This window comes from Microvirga arvi (assembly GCF_016892765.1).
In the GTDB taxonomy this organism is placed as follows: domain Bacteria; phylum Pseudomonadota; class Alphaproteobacteria; order Rhizobiales; family Beijerinckiaceae; genus Microvirga; species Microvirga arvi.
The window spans coordinates 1-16,367 of the sequence record NZ_JAFEMD010000086.1; the positions used below are offsets into that span (position 1 = coordinate 1).

The 16,367-nt window shown below is 56.3% G+C and carries 12 protein-coding genes; 5 read left to right on the forward strand and 7 right to left on the reverse strand.

What is annotated here, in order from left to right; all coding sequences use genetic code 11:
* Nucleotides 1-443 precede the first annotated feature (443 nt).
* Nucleotides 444-1,235 (forward strand): NYN domain-containing protein, encoded by a 792-nt coding sequence (locus tag ILT44_RS27695; RefSeq protein WP_204242836.1) that lies wholly within the window; start codon nt 444-446, stop codon nt 1,233-1,235.
* A 330-nt stretch (nt 1,236-1,565) separates the two neighbouring features.
* Entirely contained in the window at nt 1,566-4,277 is a 2,712-nt protein-coding gene (locus tag ILT44_RS27700; protein ID WP_204242837.1) for a DUF5801 repeats-in-toxin domain-containing protein, read from the forward strand.
* Between the two features lie 76 nt (nt 4,278-4,353).
* On the opposite strand, the gene ILT44_RS27705 is transcribed toward ILT44_RS27700, so the two are convergent.
* The 5 genes from ILT44_RS27705 to ILT44_RS27725 all read right to left on the reverse strand — a co-directional run bounded on the left by ILT44_RS27705 (nt 4,354) and on the right by ILT44_RS27725 (nt 11,277).
* Nucleotides 4,354-5,103, reverse strand: a complete 750-nt coding sequence (locus ILT44_RS27705; RefSeq protein WP_204242838.1) for a M48 family metallopeptidase — start codon at nt 5,101-5,103, stop codon at nt 4,354-4,356.
* A gap of 2 nt (nt 5,104-5,105) precedes the next feature.
* Nucleotides 5,106-8,111: a type I restriction endonuclease subunit R gene (locus ILT44_RS27710; RefSeq protein ID WP_204242839.1), complete on the reverse strand. Its 3,006-nt coding sequence runs from the start codon at nt 8,109-8,111 to the stop codon at nt 5,106-5,108.
* 27 nt (nt 8,112-8,138) lie between these two features.
* The gene (locus ILT44_RS27715; RefSeq protein WP_204242840.1) at nt 8,139-9,407 is read right to left on the reverse strand and encodes a restriction endonuclease subunit S; all 1,269 of its coding nucleotides are present in this window, start codon (nt 9,405-9,407) and stop codon (nt 8,139-8,141) included.
* The gene (locus tag ILT44_RS27720) at nt 9,397-10,887 is read right to left on the reverse strand and encodes a type I restriction-modification system subunit M (RefSeq protein ID WP_204242841.1); all 1,491 of its coding nucleotides are present in this window, start codon (nt 10,885-10,887) and stop codon (nt 9,397-9,399) included. The genes ILT44_RS27715 and ILT44_RS27720 overlap by 11 nt, the downstream gene beginning before the upstream one ends.
* 186 nt (nt 10,888-11,073) lie before the next feature.
* Nucleotides 11,074-11,277, reverse strand: coding sequence for a hypothetical protein (locus ILT44_RS27725; RefSeq protein ID WP_204242842.1), 204 nt, complete (start codon nt 11,275-11,277; stop codon nt 11,074-11,076).
* Nucleotides 11,278-11,616: 339 nt separating this feature from the next.
* Here ILT44_RS27725 and ILT44_RS27730 point away from each other — a divergent pair, with 339 nt between their 5' ends.
* From ILT44_RS27730 to ILT44_RS27740, 3 genes are all read left to right on the forward strand, one after another.
* Nucleotides 11,617-12,606, forward strand: a complete 990-nt coding sequence (locus ILT44_RS27730; RefSeq protein ID WP_204242843.1) for a hypothetical protein — start codon at nt 11,617-11,619, stop codon at nt 12,604-12,606.
* 88 nt (nt 12,607-12,694) lie between these two features.
* Nucleotides 12,695-13,174, forward strand: coding sequence for a hypothetical protein (locus ILT44_RS27735; RefSeq protein ID WP_204242844.1), 480 nt, complete (start codon nt 12,695-12,697; stop codon nt 13,172-13,174).
* Between the two features lie 16 nt (nt 13,175-13,190).
* On the forward strand, nt 13,191-14,024 hold the full coding sequence (locus ILT44_RS27740; protein WP_204242845.1) for a hypothetical protein: 834 nt from the start codon (nt 13,191-13,193) through the stop codon (nt 14,022-14,024).
* A 63-nt stretch (nt 14,025-14,087) separates the two neighbouring features.
* Here the strand turns inward: ILT44_RS27740 and ILT44_RS27745 are convergent, their stop codons facing one another.
* Together ILT44_RS27745 and ILT44_RS27750 are read right to left on the reverse strand one after the other, a co-directional pair.
* The gene (locus ILT44_RS27745; protein ID WP_204242846.1) at nt 14,088-14,447 is read right to left on the reverse strand and encodes a hypothetical protein; all 360 of its coding nucleotides are present in this window, start codon (nt 14,445-14,447) and stop codon (nt 14,088-14,090) included.
* A 702-nt stretch (nt 14,448-15,149) separates the two neighbouring features.
* Nucleotides 15,150-16,094, reverse strand: coding sequence for an SDH family Clp fold serine proteinase (locus ILT44_RS27750; RefSeq protein WP_204242847.1), 945 nt, complete (start codon nt 16,092-16,094; stop codon nt 15,150-15,152).
* Nucleotides 16,095-16,367: the final 273 nt, after the last annotated feature.

A 16,367-nucleotide genomic window follows, 5' to 3' on the forward strand; every position in this document is an offset into this window, starting at 1 on the left:
GTCATCGAGCAGTCCGACCACCCTCCTGGCGAGGAACGGTCACGGGGCGGATCGGGGTAAAATAGTTTTAGAGATGGATGGGGGTCGAGGGGACCGGGCGCACGACGATCCCGCACATCCGCAGGGACCGATCCCTCGTTCTAAAATTATTTTATATCCGGCCCCCCGTCGCCGTCATGATGCCCTCCTAGCGGTCGGTCATAAGTTTCCGGTCACCCGGCTCAGGGACGGTCGATAAAATTGTTTAACGGAGAGTGAGAGGCGGCGAGATGCTGGCCGGGAACGTGGTGGAATGCTCTCCCGTAAGCCGTTCAGAGGCATAGATGTAGGGGAAATCACCGCTCGTCAGAACGGGACCGACCCTATCCAAATAACATGCACTTCAATCAGCTTTCGCTCTATGCTTCATAGACCTCATGGGTTCGCACACTCACGGAAGTCTTATGGCCTCAGAAATCCGCTCAACCCGTCTCGCCGTCCTGATTGATGCCGACAACGCATCGGCCAAGATCGCAGGCAGGCTCTTTGAGGAAATCGCCAAAATTGGCGAAGCCAGCGTGCGCCGTATCTACGGTGATTTTTCAGGTCCACGTCTGAAGCCTTGGGCTGATATCCTGGCACAGCACGCCATTATCCCTCAGCAACAGTTCGCCTATACGGCAGGCAAGAATGCGTCGGACATCGCCCTGGTGATCGACGCCATGGATCTCTTACATAGCGGGCGATTTGATGGGTTCTGCCTCGTATCGTCCGACAGCGATTTCACCCGTCTTGCATCCCGCATCCGAGAGCAGGGGCTAGACGTGTACGGGTTTGGGGAGCGGAAAACGCCAGAGAGCTTCCGGCAGGCGTGCCGCCGATTCATCTACACCGAAAACCTCCTGCTTCCTGAGACTCCCACGCCTGGGGAAGAGACACCAATAGCAGTGAAACCGCTACAATCCCCGAGCGCCGCAGTCCCGCTCCTCCAGAAAGCTCTATCCCAAGTAGAGGGGGAGGAGGGCTGGGTGAGCCTCGGTATGTTGGGCCAGCGCCTATCCAGCATCGCCACAGATTTCGATCCACGCACCTACGGCTATCGCAAGCTCAGTGACCTCGTGCGGAAGACCGGAGCATTTGAGGTCGTTCAGCCAGAGACGGGTGGATTACGGGTCCGCCCCATACCCCAAGAGCCCAAGGCACCGACTAAGAAACGGTCCCGGCAGCGTGGCGTAGTCAAGAAGCAGAGTTCCTGACCTTTTGTCGAAGAACTACGGCCCTCGCTGAATGACACAGCTTAGGTTGAGAAAAACCCCATGTACGGGAACGTACTTTTTAGTTGACTTACTCATGCCAGTGTGACGTTCTGAACGGTGCGAAAGCAAATATTCGCGAACCCTCCGTTGTCTCCCACTGAATTACGACCCTCAGGCGAGACCCCGAAGGCACACAGCAGTCGTAAAGACTGTAGCTTTTTGCCGTGCCTCCGTCTTTTACCATGAAATTGTTGCAGTGAGTTCGCCGTCCATGCCTGCACATCTGTGCTGAGGGCACGCCCCAGTGCGCGCCAAATCGGGAAGACACTCATGCCAATCACCTTTACCCCTCAAGACATAAACATTGACGAAACCGCTGGGTCGCAGCCCAACGAAATCACGCGCGCCACGTTTCAAGCCACGCCCTACGCCTACCTGCTGGGACTGACCAGTGGTGGCGCGGGTGAAGACGCCAACTTCCCCCAGGTTGCCTACAACCCGACCTTCCTGACATCAGTGGTTTCTGGCGGGACAACCGTAGCCGATCTTGTGTTCACGCATCCCACCAGCAGTGCCGATCCGACGCTGATCCCGTTCAGCGCCACAACCGGCTTCCAGACCACGTTGCAGGACGTGGACGGCAACACGATCTACCTGTTCCTTGATTCCACTGCGGCCTCGAACGGCAATGTCCTGATTGGAAGGACAGCCAACAGCCCCACGGCTCCTGCTGCTTTTGCCATCGTCCTCGACGAGGCTGCGAACCATCAGAGCGCTGGGGCGTATGTCGTGCTCTATGAGGCGATGAAGCACCTCGACCCCGAAGCGATCAACGACATCCTGGACCTCACCAACCAGTTGTACGTGTCCGCTGCCACGACCACGACCTCCACGGCGCTGTTCAGTGACTTCAGTGACGTTCCTTCAGGCAACACCGACTTCGCCATCATCGGCCCTGATGCCGGTCAGACATCGACCGCGAATCTTCTCGTGACTGGTGATGCTCCGAAGGGCAACGTCAACTCACCCACGCAAAACTCGACGGTTAACGTCAGCACACAAGGGCTTGGATCAGGCTCCCAGGCGGTCGGCAAGAACGCCACCCTCCAGATCGACTTCATCAACGGTGGTGCGACAAACACCACGGGGAGTGCGGGTCAGATCGCCTACACCTCCCACGTCGAGAACGTCACCGAAACCCAGTTCTCACTCACCCAGGTGAACCCGACCGGCGAGTTGATCAACCTCACAGTCGCTGCGGGCAATGAGCAAGGTGACTTGAAGGGCGCAGCGTTCCGCAATGCGGTCGGGTCCAACGTCGCCATCACACAGGTGCAGGTATTCAACGCTGCCGGTGTGCTGATCGAGGATTCGGACGGCACTCCGAATGCCACAGGAACAAATGCGGTCACGGCCAGCATCAACGCCGCTGGTGATGCGGTAGTGACCAACCTGCTCGTGGACTACACGGTCAAGGTCTTCTCTGCGGGAATGGATCAGATCAGGGTTACTAACAACGATCCCAGCGACAACGCCAGTTTCGACGTGGGTGAAATCCAGTTCTCATCGACCACGACCACGGTGGGCTCTGATAACGCGGAGGTCGGCTCGAAGGTCAACATTGTCGATGATGCTCCAAGCATCCAGGTTGCCGGTGCCCTCCCACTCATGCAGGTGGACGAGACCAACTTCCTCGTGGACGACACCGAAGCGCTTTCAGGGCTGTTCACCATCTCTGGCGGGAGTGACACGGCGACAAGCAACCTCACCCTTGTAGCGACCGCAGGGGTGGCCACTGGCCTTGTGGCGACGGGGACGAACACCGCAATCACGCTCTTTCAGTCGTCACCCACCCTTGTGCAGGGCGTTGATGGGAGCGGCAATGTCATCTTCGATGTCAGCATCACGAGTGGCGTTTTGAAGCTCGATCAGAAACTCGCGATCAAGCACCCGACCACTGATCCGAACGAGTCGATCAGCATTGCCTCCGGGTTGGCCGATCTCCTCAAGGTTCAGGGTACGGTCACCGACAAGGACGGCGATCCCTCCGGTCCGGTCAGCATCAGCATTGCGGACAAGCTCACCTTTCTCGATGACGGGCCGTCCATTGATCAAGCCATCGCAGGTGGGACCGTTGCTTATGCCTCAGGTCGGACAGTGACCGACACCTTCACGTCTGCAACCGGCAACGATCTTGGGGATGGGACAAAGATCGGGGCCTACACCGATCTTGCGGGTTACACCGAGAACCTCAGCCTGGACGGAAAGACGCTCAACTACAACAATGACACGACCAAGGTGAACGACTTCACTCTCACGGTTAACGACGGCACAGCCGCCAGCCTGACCGACAGCGCGTACATTTTCACGGTGAATACGACCCAGCAGAATGTCGCGAAGGCCCTCGACTTCGGGTCCGTCAAGGCAGGTGGGCCACAGGAGACCCTGGCGGTGTCAACGGTCGGCCCGAATCCGTCTGTTGTGAACTTCGACGGCTTGCTCGTCACCGACGACTCCGACCCGAGACTTGCCGTCAATAACCCCGGTGCGACCACTGACCGTGACGACCTCAATCCGGACTCGCTTGGGTTTGGGATCAAGGGTGGGCAAGCCTCGCAGATGAACAACAACGAGGGCTTCGTCGCCCAGCTTGCGGGCGGCGGTGAACTCTCAGCGTTCTCGTTCGGCATGCAGGCCATCGGTAACATCAAGTCGGTCAACGTCACCTACTGGACGGTGGAAGATGGTAAACTCTCGGCTCCGGTCACGACAACCGAAACGCTTCTGGGTGGACAGGGGATTACGCCGTACACGATCAACACACCGCAAGGCGTGGATCAGATTTATGTTGAGTTCGAGTACCTCGACAAAAACGGAAACCCGGACTTGAACGCGGGTGTGCGCCTGCTCAACTTCACTGAGACCGAGCAGCAGGTGTTCAATCCTGTGAACCTTTCGTTCAACCTGATGAACACCGATAAGGATGGTGATAAAGTAACATCTAACACCTATAGCATCCTGGTTGATCCAGCCATCGCGTAAGCTCAGAAGGGAAGGAGGCGAGAAATTCTCGCCTCCTTCGGCAGTTCATCCCCTTTTGATAGAAGCTTGGTTTTATTCACCACGCGCTTGCTGGCTCAACCCTTTGTATTGTCAGGAAATGTTCATTCTCATCGAGCCATGCCTTGCGAGCCTCCCAGTCAGGCAAGATGCTTCCGACCAGTCCCCAGAACTGTCGATCATGGTTTCGGTACCGAAGATGACAGAGTTCGTGGACAACGGCGTATTCGAGGACGGTCTTCGGTGCGAAGATCAGGTGCCAGTTCAGGTTCACGACCCGATCCAGTCCGCAGCTTCCCCAAAGATGCTTCTGGTCCTTGATCTCGATCCGCTTGGGCTTGAGGCCATTCGACTCGCCATATTGGCGGACGAAGGTTGTCACATCCTCCCGTAGCCTTCTGCGAAGCCAGAGGCGCAGGGCGCTCTCGATGAGCGTGTCACGGGATGCATCCGGGATCGTCTCTGGGCAGTGGACAATGAACCCGTTCCGGTATGAGACCTCAACTAAGGTCCCGTCCGATGGTTCAACGTTCAGCCGCATCAGCCGACCGCGATATGGAATCTTGGCTCCGCTGACGAAGTGAACGACCTTCGGAGCGGCTGCCACACGGTCCGCCATGTGCCGAGTCTGCTCAACCAGCCATTCCCTACGACGATGGAGAACCCCGGTGATCTCGTCGTCGGAGGCCGACGCTGGCACGACCACCTCGACGGCTTCAGGGGTCACGGTGATCCGTGCGCTCTTGGCTCTTCCGGAGCGGCGTAGGGTGTACGGGATCTCCGTTTCGCCAACCACCAGGATCGGCATGGTCACACCTTGGCGAAGTGCTTGAGGGCGAAGTCTTCCACCTGTTCCGGGATGACCTTCAGGTTTGTCAGCTTGAACTCATGAGCCATGCCGCGCACCTTCTGACGCAGACCCTTGCGGAGTTCTGGCTTATCCTGCCAGCCGGGTGGCGCAGTGGCTTCGTCGGTGTAGAGATCCTCGATTCGGATCGCCAGATCCTCGGCTCCACCGTCTGCGCCGAAGGCGTGCAGGACTTTCAGGATGCCATAAGCTCCCGCCGATAGTCCCGTCCCCTTATGAGCGTCATCCTCAGATTTCAGATCCTTGGCAAGTTCTTCGGCGATCTTCAGCTTGTCGGCCCAGGACAGTTGGGCCTCGTCCAGCCGTTCGAGCAGTTCGCGGAGCCGGTCGGAGAACTTGGCGTACTGGTGTTGGTTCTGGGCAATGCGCTCGGTCACGACCTTGCGCAGTTCGGTCGTCTTGCGGATCGCCGCCGTCTTCAGATCACCTTCGGTCTTGCCCTCGACCTCGAAATCCTCCCAGAAATCAGGATCGGTGATGTGACGGATTTTGACTGTGACGCTCAGGCCCGTGGCATCGAGGTGCTGAGCCAGCATATCCCGGATCTTGCGGCTGTAGGTCTGCTGATCGAAGGCTTCCCGCTTCTCGAAGACCTGGGTGGCGTATTGCAGGAATACCGCGACCCATTTGAGGTCGTCGGTGAACTCCAGGATGCTGGGATCGGGGCTGACAGCTTCGTAAAGGCTGATGAACTCCCGTGCCTTGCTGCGGAACTCGAACCACTTGTCCTCAGACTTGATGAGGTTCACAAGCTGGTCGAACTCGGCCTTCAGCCCGTCTTTCGAAAGGCCATTCTGCCGTTTCAAGCCCTTCATCATGGCCATGACGGCGACATGGGCAGTCCGAAGCTGGCTCCGGAGATCGTCCAGATTTCGCATGGCGTTCTTCACGTCGTCGGCCCTGTAGGAAGCCAGGGCCTCCTCCAGATGAGACGACACGCCGATGTAATCGACGATCAGACCATTCTTCTTCTGGGCATCGGCGACCCGATTGGTGCGGGCAATCGCCTGGAGGAGCCCGTGCTCCTTCAGGGGTTTGTCGAGATACATTACTGACTCGATAGGCGCGTCGAAACCGGTCAGGAGCTTATCGCAGATGATCAGAAATTCCGGGTTCTGCCCCTTCTTGCCGAAGTTCTGCTTGATGATGGTTTCGGCCTGTTGGTCGAGATAGTGGGCCTGAAGGTCGTTCCGGACCGACTGGATATAGCTGTCCTCGCTTGGTTTGCCGTCCTCCTGGGAGGCAGAATAGACACAAGCCGACATGGCAGCAGCCTTGGCATTGGCCTCGTCCTCGGGGACACCTTGAGCCATCAGGTCGTCGGCGATCACCCCGTCGAGTGCTCGCTTGTAGAGAACGACCGCTTCCCGGTCGATGGCGACGATCTGGGCCTTGAAGCCATCGGGCCGAGCATATGCCTTGAAATGGGTCCAGATATCGTAGGCGATGAGGTCAATGCGCTTCGGGTGCTTCACCAAATCAGCGAGCGTCACGCCCCGTTTCTTGACCTTCTCCAGCTTGTCGTCGGGTAGGTCCGCGAACCACTGGTCGAAGAGGATGTCGATCTTGGCCTCGTCGATGTGCCAGTCGGTCCTTCGCCCAGTGTAGAAGATCGGAACCGTCGCCCCATCCGCTACGGCGTCATCAATGCCGTATTTGTCCAAATAGCCTTCACCGGTCACGCCAAAGTTGGCGTAGGTGTCCTTGTCGTTCTTCTTGATCGGGGTGCCTGTAAACCCGTAGAACCGGGCTTCGGGCATGGTCTTGCGCAGATAGGCCCCGAGATCCTTCTCCTGGGTCCGGTGGCACTCATCCACCATCACAATCCAGTTCTTCGAGTTCGGGATCGGCTCCTGAGAGCCCTGGAACTTAAAGATCGTGGACAGAACCGTCAGGCCATCCGTCCCCTTGCTGATGAGGGCACGAAGATTAGCAATGCTCTCCACAGCAATCGGGTTTGGTAGGCCGCAGGCGGCGAAGGTGCCGCTGATCTGCCCGTGAAGGTCGAGGCGGTCCGTCAGGACCATGATGTTGGGGTTGGTCAGTTCGGGCGAAGAGACGGTCAGGTGTGTCTTCAGCTTCAGGGCCGCAAACACCATCGTCAGGGACTTGCCCGATCCCTGCGTATGCCAGATCAGGCCGCGTCGGTGCTTGTTCTCGATTACCCGCTCGACGATCTTGTTGACCGCACGGAACTGCTGGTAGCGACACATCTTCTTGACTGTGCCATTCTCGGTCTTCTCGAACACGATAAAGTGCGCGATCAGGTCGAGGAGCCGGGAGGGCTCCAGCAGGCTCCAGAGCCCCTTCGAGAGGGCCTCGGATAAATTATTCTCCTGTCGGGGCCAAGGATCGCGCCATTCGGCCCAGAACTTCGCCTTGCTGCCGGTCGAGCCGTAAAGGCAGTTGGTACCATCTGTGACGATGTTGAAGCAGTTCGAGAGGAAGAGACGGGGGATTTCCGCCTCGTATTGCTTGATCTGCTCGAAGGCTTCGCCGGTCTTGTCCTTGGCGTTAATCGGGCTCTTGCACTCGATCACCACCAGGGGAATGCCGTTCACATGCACCACCACATCGGCGATCCGGGTTTTTTCGGCCTTGACCCGGAACTGATGTGTGACGGTGAAGATGTTGCTTTCGGGCTTCAGGAAATCGATGACCCGCAGGGTGCGGCGCGTGGCATCGCCCTGAACCATGCGGCTGAAGTTGCCCCGGAGGATGGAAAGCCATGCCTCGTTGTCAGACACAGAAGCCAGATCGGCATAGGCTGCCTGAGCATCGGCCTCCGACACGCCATTGATCCGCTGGATAGCGGCGATCAGGTGAGGTCTGAAGAGAACCTGATTGTCGCCGTCACGAAGAAATGGGTGGTCGGTCGGCGGGACGAAGACATAGCCCATACTCTTTAGGCATTCGAGCGTTGGCTGCTCGGCTAAATGCCATTCCATGCCCGCCACGTCGTCTTCCTTTTCTCGTTATTCTGCGGCCATCAGGAGGTTCGTGGAGACCCGTTTACGCCCTGTGAGTAGATCAGACATGAGTGACTTCTTGATCGCAAGCAACTGCGTTAATTCTCTTGAAGCAGCGCACTCCACTTCCTCAACGCCCGCGACTTTCGCGCTGATCTCTAGCTGCTCATTATAGCTCGGTAGAGGGATCACTAATTTCTTCTGCTCAGTGATGCCTATATATTTTCGGGTGCTCTGATCTGAGCCTATCATCAGAGCCTCTCGGAATTTTGTTCCGCCGAAGACAGTCGCCAGATAATCACGATCCAGCCTACCTTGGGCACTGACACGGTAGTAGGTTACCTGGGGTGTCAGCATCACGTAAGAAGGCACATTCGGCGTAATGCCCACTCGGCCAACTGTTCCCTTGTGAGTTAGCAAGACATCCCCAGGTAGGGATCGACCAACCCGGAGACTATCCGCCTGCTTCCTCGTGATTTTGGCGCTTCCCTCCAAATCAAGAGTTCTGTCAGTGATATCCCTCGCCATGATGAAGGGAATGCCTTCTTCGACATAGTCGCTTACTTTGGGATGTTTCTCCCCATGGTTCCCATCCTGAATGTCGATGATATCTCCTGCTCGCAGAAGACTCCCTAAGGTAATGGCCTCCCATGTCTCGGGAATTTCTCCGATCACCGTATCTTTGAGGCGAGTGTGACCTATACCTTTAGCCAATAATTGATCAAGCATGCCCTGCTTAATCGTGCGGGTCTGCTCGACAACAGCCTGCGCAGCCTGAATGGCCTCGTCCACGCTGGAGAGAATTTCTGATATGCGACGCTGTTCGCTAAGCGGTGGGAGCGCAAAACGAAACTCCGCGAGATCATCGAAGTAGATGCGTACCCGAACCCCACCATCACCCGCTCGCGCGGTGAACTTCTGCCACGGCACTGATGCACGTAGATGATCGAGGAAAGCGCCATCCAAAAGAGCCGGATCGGCCTCAAACACTACGTAGTCAGGGCTGACAATTGCCACTTCTGATCCATGCCATCGAGCAATCGAGCCAATATTTAATCTCATTGGATTGTAGGCGAATGCGCCAGGGGCGACGATCTTGCATCGCTCGACGCTTTCGCCCCTGACCCGATCCCTGGTCGGAACCATACCCTCGCCCTTGAAAACGCCGACAAGCCGTTCTTGCGAAATTTGTCGGTCGAGGTTTCGTACCCGCGACTCATGAGCCACATCACCCAGACGGATGCCACGCCAACCTTCTGGCACTTCATGCAACATATCCAAGCTCCTTGAGGAAGCTCATCATTTTTGCTTCGGCGGCCTCCCGCTGTTCGCGGAGTTCGAGGAGTTTCTCGACTTCTTCCGTCATACTAAGGTCTTCCGCCTCTTCAGCAACATGGACATATCGGCTGATGTTCAGGTTGTAGTTATTGGCTGCGATCTCCGAGATCGAAACTACGCGAGCGAGTCGGTCTACGTCAGCGTAGTCGTTAAAAGCCTTGGCGATGGTGGCGACATTCCCACCTGATAGATAATTCTGGGCTTTGCCTTCCATGAATTGTTCGACGCCGTTGATGTACAGAACCTTATCCTTCCGGTCGGCAGGCTTGTTCTTGCGGGCGATCAGGATACAGGTTGGAATGGTTGCGCCATAGAACAGGTTGGGAGCAAGGCCGATCACCGCCTCAATCAGGTCTGCCTTCAGCATCCCTTCGCGGATACGGCCCTCGGCTCCACCTCGAAAAAGCACGCCGAGGGGTAGTACCACCCCGAGCATGCCGTCTGATCTTAGGCTGGCGATCATGTGCTGCACAAAGGCCAGATCACCATATGATTTTGGCGGGCAGCCGAACCGGTCGCGCCCGAACGGATCGCCATTGCTCCAAGTTTCGTAGCCCCACGACTTGAGCGAGAACGGCGGATTGGCGAGAACACGGTCGAAGGTGCGGATTGCCTTGGTGCCGTCTCCTGTCAAGTGCTTCGGATCGAGCAGGGTGTCCCCACGGGCAATCGAAGCATCGTCGATGTCATGGAGGAAAAGGTTCATCTGGGCGATGGCCCAGGTGTTGAGGTTCCGCTCCTGGCCAAACAGGGACAGGCTCTTGGGGTTCTTTCTTTGGCGCTCCAGGTAATGGAATGCCTCCAGCAACATGCCACCCGAGCCGCATGTGGGATCGTAGATCGACATGTTCTCTTCAGGCTGTAGGCATTCCACGATCAGTCGCACGACCATTTTGGGCGTGTAGAACTCGCCGCCCTTCTTGCCCGCATCGTCGGCGAACTGTGCAATGAGGTATTCGTAGGCTTGTCCAAGGACATCCGGCTCCACGTCCGAGTTCCGAAGGCGGTAGGTCTCGAAGTGCTGGAGGAGCTTTTCGAGAGTGGCGTCCGGGAAGCGCTCCTTGTTGTTGAAATCCACGTCCTGGAAGACACCCCGGAGGCGCTGGTTCGCGTCTTCGACAGCATGGAAGGCTGCGTTCAGGTGTTCACCGATGTTGGTCGTATGCTTCCGAACATCGGCCCAGAAATGACCCTCGGGTATGTGAAAGCGGTGCTCGTCGGGGTCGGCGGCAAGCTCGGCATCACCATACTTCTTAAGGCGTTCCTCGTACTCTTCCTGCCAGACATCGCAGAGCCGCTTATAGAACAGGAGGCCAAAGATATAATGTTTATAATCGGAGGCATCGATGGCACCCCGGAGGATGTCAGCGGCTCTCCAGAGGTGAGCTTCTAGTTGGCTGAGTGTCAGAACGGCCATGTCCGGATCAAATCTTTGCAAAGGTTGATTAGATCGGAACTTACCAGTCAAGGTTGGGCACGCAATATGAAGGCGGTGAAACTACGCCCCTGAAAGACAAGAGTTTGTGCCTCGTTGCAATTACGTAACACTACGTGCAGGTCTCGCGGCCAACCCTGCAATTTGGACTCCATATGCCTTCAACGATCAGGGTGTGTCCTGACTGTCAACAGCCTGCGTCCTCCCCGGTTCACCGACTCGCTTCTTGGCCTTCTTTTCACTGAGGGAGGATTGGAGATCGTTCCACCGATAGGCTGGCCACATCGCGAACCGGATCATCGTTTTCAAGATTCCGGCCAGGAACTGCCAGAGCGTGATGCGCGGAAAGCGTTCTTCATCGTCCTCGTGCATGGCAGGCTCCTCGAAATGATCCTCGGGAACGCTTGGAAGATCTCACCGAAAGAGCATGGAGGGAATATGGCGGGATTAGCCGAGGACTCGCCCTTCGGGGTTCGCAAGAAAAACTGTCAGACCGCCACCCAAAAATAGTTGCGCAAAACCAGTTCCATGAGAGTCTCAGATTGTCCGAGACAGTCACGGAGCCTGCCATTGACACCACAGCCCGCAAGCAAAGTCTTGAGACCCCGTCCTTTCGGAGGGTGGGCCTTAACCGCCGCCGTTGAACTCGATGCCCATTCTCCTGGATTCATCTCATATGCCTTGTGTGGGTCGTCTCTGAAACGCCAAGTCGTGTTTGTAGCCCTGGCGATGCTGGAGCAGGAAGGCCCTGATCTCCTTGCGGCTCGTCTGAGCGCCGTGGCTCCTGCTCATTACACTTCATCACCGCACCCGAAGGCGCAGATTGCCCAGGCCCTCACTTCCTTGAGAGCGCGGAAAATCTTACAGGCGGTGTATGGGGAAAGCCCACGGGGTCTCCTTGGCATGCTCAGCCGCCTCGGTGACAGCCCGCTTCCCCAGCAGCGGCTCTATCGTGTCGTCTTCGATTTGCTGTCAGATCCGAAACACCGCGAGCGGGCGGCAGCACTTCTGAAAATCTCAGGAAACATTGGCCCGTCACATATCGAGATTACCCAGCACCTCGATCCTGTGCTCGTGCACGAGAAAATCTTGAACCGCATTGGCCTTGCTCAAGTGGACGACGTGAACGCTGTCCTGGCGCTCATCCGTAAACGTGTTTCAACTGCCACGGATGCAGCCCTTCGGCAGTCCGTCGAACAGATCCAGCCGAAGACACGGCTTGAAACCTTCTTCAGCCGCTGGCTCAAGAAAATGGACCAGCCTGTGGCCGGTCCCCAGATTGCGGCTGACGATCCCGACTTCACGATGCTGACGACGGGCGAGGCGATGGCGGCGCTGGGTCGGCGGTTCCAGAATTGCTTAAGCAGCAAAATACCATACGTTGCAACAGGTCGGCATGCCTACCTGGAGTGGCGGCATGCTCCAGCGATTGCCGAACTTCACCGATTGTCCGATGGGCAGTTCGTGCTGGCTGATGTCCATGCGATTCTGAACCGGGAGCCTGATCCAGATTTGGTCGCAACAATCCGCCACAAGCTCGGCTCGCTTGGTATTCCAGCCATTGAGACTGATAACCAGCTTCGTGCATGCGGTGTCCTTCAGTTACTGGGCACGTTCGATTTCAGGATCGGCCCCCGGTTCGACGAGGATATCGAGGAGCAACTGAATGAACTGGCGCAGGAGTTGGCTGATGCCGCATGATCGCACGTCTCCCTACCAGGAGCGCTGGGACGAAGTTCGGCGACAGCGCAACCAGCGTCAGAGGCAGCAACGCCAAGAGCGGGCGCGTGTGGACCAGCAACAGCGTAGCAAATCCAGTGTCGGTGCGGAGAGCATCGAGGCTCTGTTCACAAAGGGTGATCGAGCGATCCTCGACTGGTCTGCCAAGACAATGGATTACAGCCGCTTCCGGGTCGAGGATCACCACACGGATGCCGACACGGTCCAGATTGTAGTCTCAGCACTCAACTGCATGAGAGAGGAGCGAGACAACGCAGTCGCCCTGATCAGCTTCTTGACCTCTGAACGGAACACCCTTCGCTCATACCTCGCGAACCTACAGCGTCCTGAGACACCGGCCCAGCGGCTCTACGCAAAGGTGGGGCTGCATGAGGGTTGTCCCGAGTTCGTTTTACAGGCTGCTCGGACGGCCTACCGAAAAGCGCTTCATCCAGATGGGCAGCCCGAGCGGCACCGCGTGGAGGCTGAGCGCCGGTTCGTAGAAGCCGAAGGGGTATTTGAGGAGATTAAGCGTCTACGTAGCCCATGAGGTCGGCGTCACGCGTATGAACTTTTCCTTCCTGATCCGCTGGATTCGTCTCACGATCATCCTCTGGACGATCAAGCAACTCATCATCGTTCTCTGGCAGAACAAGTGGAAGCTCGCCGGGCTCTTTCTGCTCTACCTCGGATACTATTACTTCTTCACGGACGGACCAGTGCGCGACCGGGCGGTTGCCGCCTTCCAGCGTGACAAGGTCGCGATCATGAATGTGACCGCCCAGGCCGACCATGATTCAATTAGGATGGTCCGCACTGTTCAGGCCGATATCTCAAATCAGGCCCAGGCCGGTATTCAGGACATTTACCTGGAATGCTCCTATACCTCTCCGAAGACACCGACCGAAGGGGAGCGGACATGGGTGCAGTCCGAGCGGTATGTCGGCAAGGTTGATGCGGGGACGAAGCAGCGCATCACCTTTGACTTGGATCGCAAGGGATACCTGATGGGTGCGAATGCGAACAGCTTCGTGTGCTCACCGAAATACACCGTCGTCCAACAGGAGATCCTGAAGGCCGAGAACGCGAAGATCGACGACATGGCCACCCAGGTCGATGTGCACGTGACCACGGGCCAGGAGAAGAAGGCAGAGAACCGCTATCGGCTGACGGTCAATGGCTCGATCACGAACAACTCGAAAAAGGATATCGGTGAGATCCGTTTGGCGTGCACGGCAGTGCGCGATATCTACGGCAAGAAGGCATATCCCTCTCCCACCTTCAAGGTGCGGGTGTCTCCTGGGGAAACCAAGTCCTTCTATGGACCTGTCGGATGGGATGAGAACACGGAGAAGGACGGATTCGTTTCTTCGTCCTGTTATGTGGACAAGGTGTGGTAAGGCACTGACCTCAGCAATCAAGATACGTTCTTGTGACAATCAACGTAAAACGGAGGTCGCCGCTCAAGGTTGAAGCGACGAATTATATAGCTCTGTATCGAATGCGACCTTATCGTGGGTGTCCCAAAACGCCACGGCGAGAAGATCTTGGCGCGTCACTCGGCTTCTCATCTCGTTTTCGGTGAGGAAACTCTCGACCATAGCTCGGTAGGAAGGACGCACGAACGCGAACTCGTCCGTAAAATCAAGGTCCTCCCCGAACGCAAACTTAAAATGAAGAAGATCGGTATCTTCTGCGAAGCCCAGCATGAGCACCGGCCCAGATAGAAGTTCACAGTCCCGGAGACGACGATCCCAGATGATATCGACGGCCTTCTCTGTAGTGCAATCATAGGCGTAAACGGCAGGGGGTGAGATTCTCATGACTTTTCTGTTCAGATCAAAAAGGGCATTGGCTCGATAAAATTGTTTTGACTGGGCGGAACATGTGGCTCGATCAGTGCCGGTGTGCGACGCGGCCAGATTGCCAGCTTCCGGTGCTGGTACCGGAATTGATCTTGTCCGTCGCTCCAGATCACCGGAGGACGCACTGCTTCGTCGATGTGACGGCAGAGGACTGTTTCATCGATTTGACGTAAGATGATTGGCCATCGCTTGCCGAGTGTGGTCTCGATTTCGTCCGTGGTGAGCGCATTCAGAGCTATGACACCTCGGACCCGGCGATCTTGGGACAGCCACGAGTAGAGCCCTACCGATCTCCAGTGCCGATTAACCCTGCGGCGGTGGTCGATCCAATTGCGAGCCTCAATACGCCAACACCAGAAGGCCCCCAAAGAGGGCACGGCGGCATCGATCTCAATCCTGAACAGGTTTCGAGGTCTCGTGGCCAGGATGCGTCGAGCAACCCTGTTGCTGTACCGTCTCGCGCATCGCTCGCACGAGATTGATGAGCATCGGTTCTGGGATGTGCATTTCGCTGTCATGCCGATATTTATTTCGGCGAGACAAGCACCTTCACCGGTAAGAAATCTATGTTACGTCGTCTATCAGCGGATGCTCAAGTGGCGGAACCCAATGCGTAACCGGGCTTGCTAATGAAGGCAGTATAGATCAACGCCAATTCCTCTACGCACTCGATTTGTCCGTTTCAAGGGGCACAAAGTTCAGTCCTCCGGTTACATCACCAACTAGGTAAAAACGCTTTCCCTGAAAGTATCTAAGTGTAAAGCTGAAGAAGTCGAGGAAGTCAAACAACTCATCCGCAGCAAGGTACTCAGGTGTTCCATCCTTGATCATGCCGCTTCCCAATAGTTCTCGGCTTTCGTCAATATCAATTACGAAACCGTGATCTTTGTAGTGATTGACGAGATGGTCTGCCACTTGATGAGGTGTCTTACCATTGGGAAGACCCTTCGAAGTTAGAAGTCGTTCTGCATATTGTACAGCGCTCTCGCTCACACGTTGAAAATAGCCTAATGTTCTCGGGCTCAAGTTGTCAGTCAGATATTTGGAGAGCATGTCAGAGGCAGTTGGAAACCTCGAAGTAAGCTCTGCGATGACATCCAAAGCATTTCCGAGCGCGAGTGCAGGAAGGCCACCAAACTGTGGATCAATAGGGCCAAGTTGGCTCATCAGTCCCATGTGTATTTCGTCAGCACCCAGTGAAATTAGGGTTGCTGCCGACTTCGCGCGGCGAGGTATCGCTACGCTGAACTTTTCTTTAGCGAGCCGCTTAAGCGTCTTACTTATTAGATAGGCCGGTTCAATGCTACCACCGGCACTTTGAAGTATCAGTAGAATATCTTTACCGTCATCGCGGTTTTTAGAAGCGGCCCGATAAATACGATCTGCGTGATAGTTCGAGATTGAATTGCAATCATCGAACAGAAAAAGGGTTGTGTATCGCTGCAAGCCATTTTTGGATAGCACGTTGCTGATCGTAGCTGACACACTTTTCTTGATTTCGTCCTCATCACCCGCCTGAACGGCGGAAATCCAGTCCATATTCGGCGCTGCACCCTCGTTATTATCTACTACGTCCACTTTCTTTCGCCCCTTTGCTCTGGACATACTCAAAGCCCACCCGTTGTTGGGATATTGCTTGCCACAGATAGGTCCCGATTGAACGTATTGCCTCGGGTTATCCACTGAAGATCATTTGTTTACAATTCTATCCCGGCTCCAGTCAGCCTCTCCACACCCGTCACCTCCATGACGCCTGATCGATCCTGCGCCTCCATCCAGTTGCCCACTCGCCTCTCGCTAAAGTTATTTTAGACCACCCCGACCCTTCTCGTGACCGGTCCCCGCGCTAGGAGCGCTGGCGAACTGTTTGTGGACGAT

Bases quoted from the DNA above. Each gene is read 5' to 3' on its own strand.
- ILT44_RS27695 (WP_204242836.1), top strand. From the start codon at position 444: ATGGCCTCAGAAATCCGCTCAACCCGTCTCGCCGTCCTGATTGATGCC.
- ILT44_RS27700 (WP_204242837.1), top strand. From the start codon at position 1,566: ATGCCAATCACCTTTACCCCTCAAGACATAAACATTGACGAAACCGCT.
- ILT44_RS27705 (WP_204242838.1), bottom strand. From the start codon at position 5,103: ATGCCGATCCTGGTGGTTGGCGAAACGGAGATCCCGTACACCCTACGC.
- ILT44_RS27710 (WP_204242839.1), bottom strand. From the start codon at position 8,111: ATGGAATGGCATTTAGCCGAGCAGCCAACGCTCGAATGCCTAAAGAGT.
- ILT44_RS27715 (WP_204242840.1), bottom strand. From the start codon at position 9,407: ATGTTGCATGAAGTGCCAGAAGGTTGGCGTGGCATCCGTCTGGGTGAT.
- ILT44_RS27720 (WP_204242841.1), bottom strand. From the start codon at position 10,887: ATGGCCGTTCTGACACTCAGCCAACTAGAAGCTCACCTCTGGAGAGCC.
- ILT44_RS27725 (WP_204242842.1), bottom strand. From the start codon at position 11,277: ATGCACGAGGACGATGAAGAACGCTTTCCGCGCATCACGCTCTGGCAG.
- ILT44_RS27740 (WP_204242845.1), top strand. From the start codon at position 13,191: ATGAACTTTTCCTTCCTGATCCGCTGGATTCGTCTCACGATCATCCTC.
- ILT44_RS27745 (WP_204242846.1), bottom strand. From the start codon at position 14,447: ATGAGAATCTCACCCCCTGCCGTTTACGCCTATGATTGCACTACAGAG.
- ILT44_RS27750 (WP_204242847.1), bottom strand. From the start codon at position 16,094: ATGTCCAGAGCAAAGGGGCGAAAGAAAGTGGACGTAGTAGATAATAAC.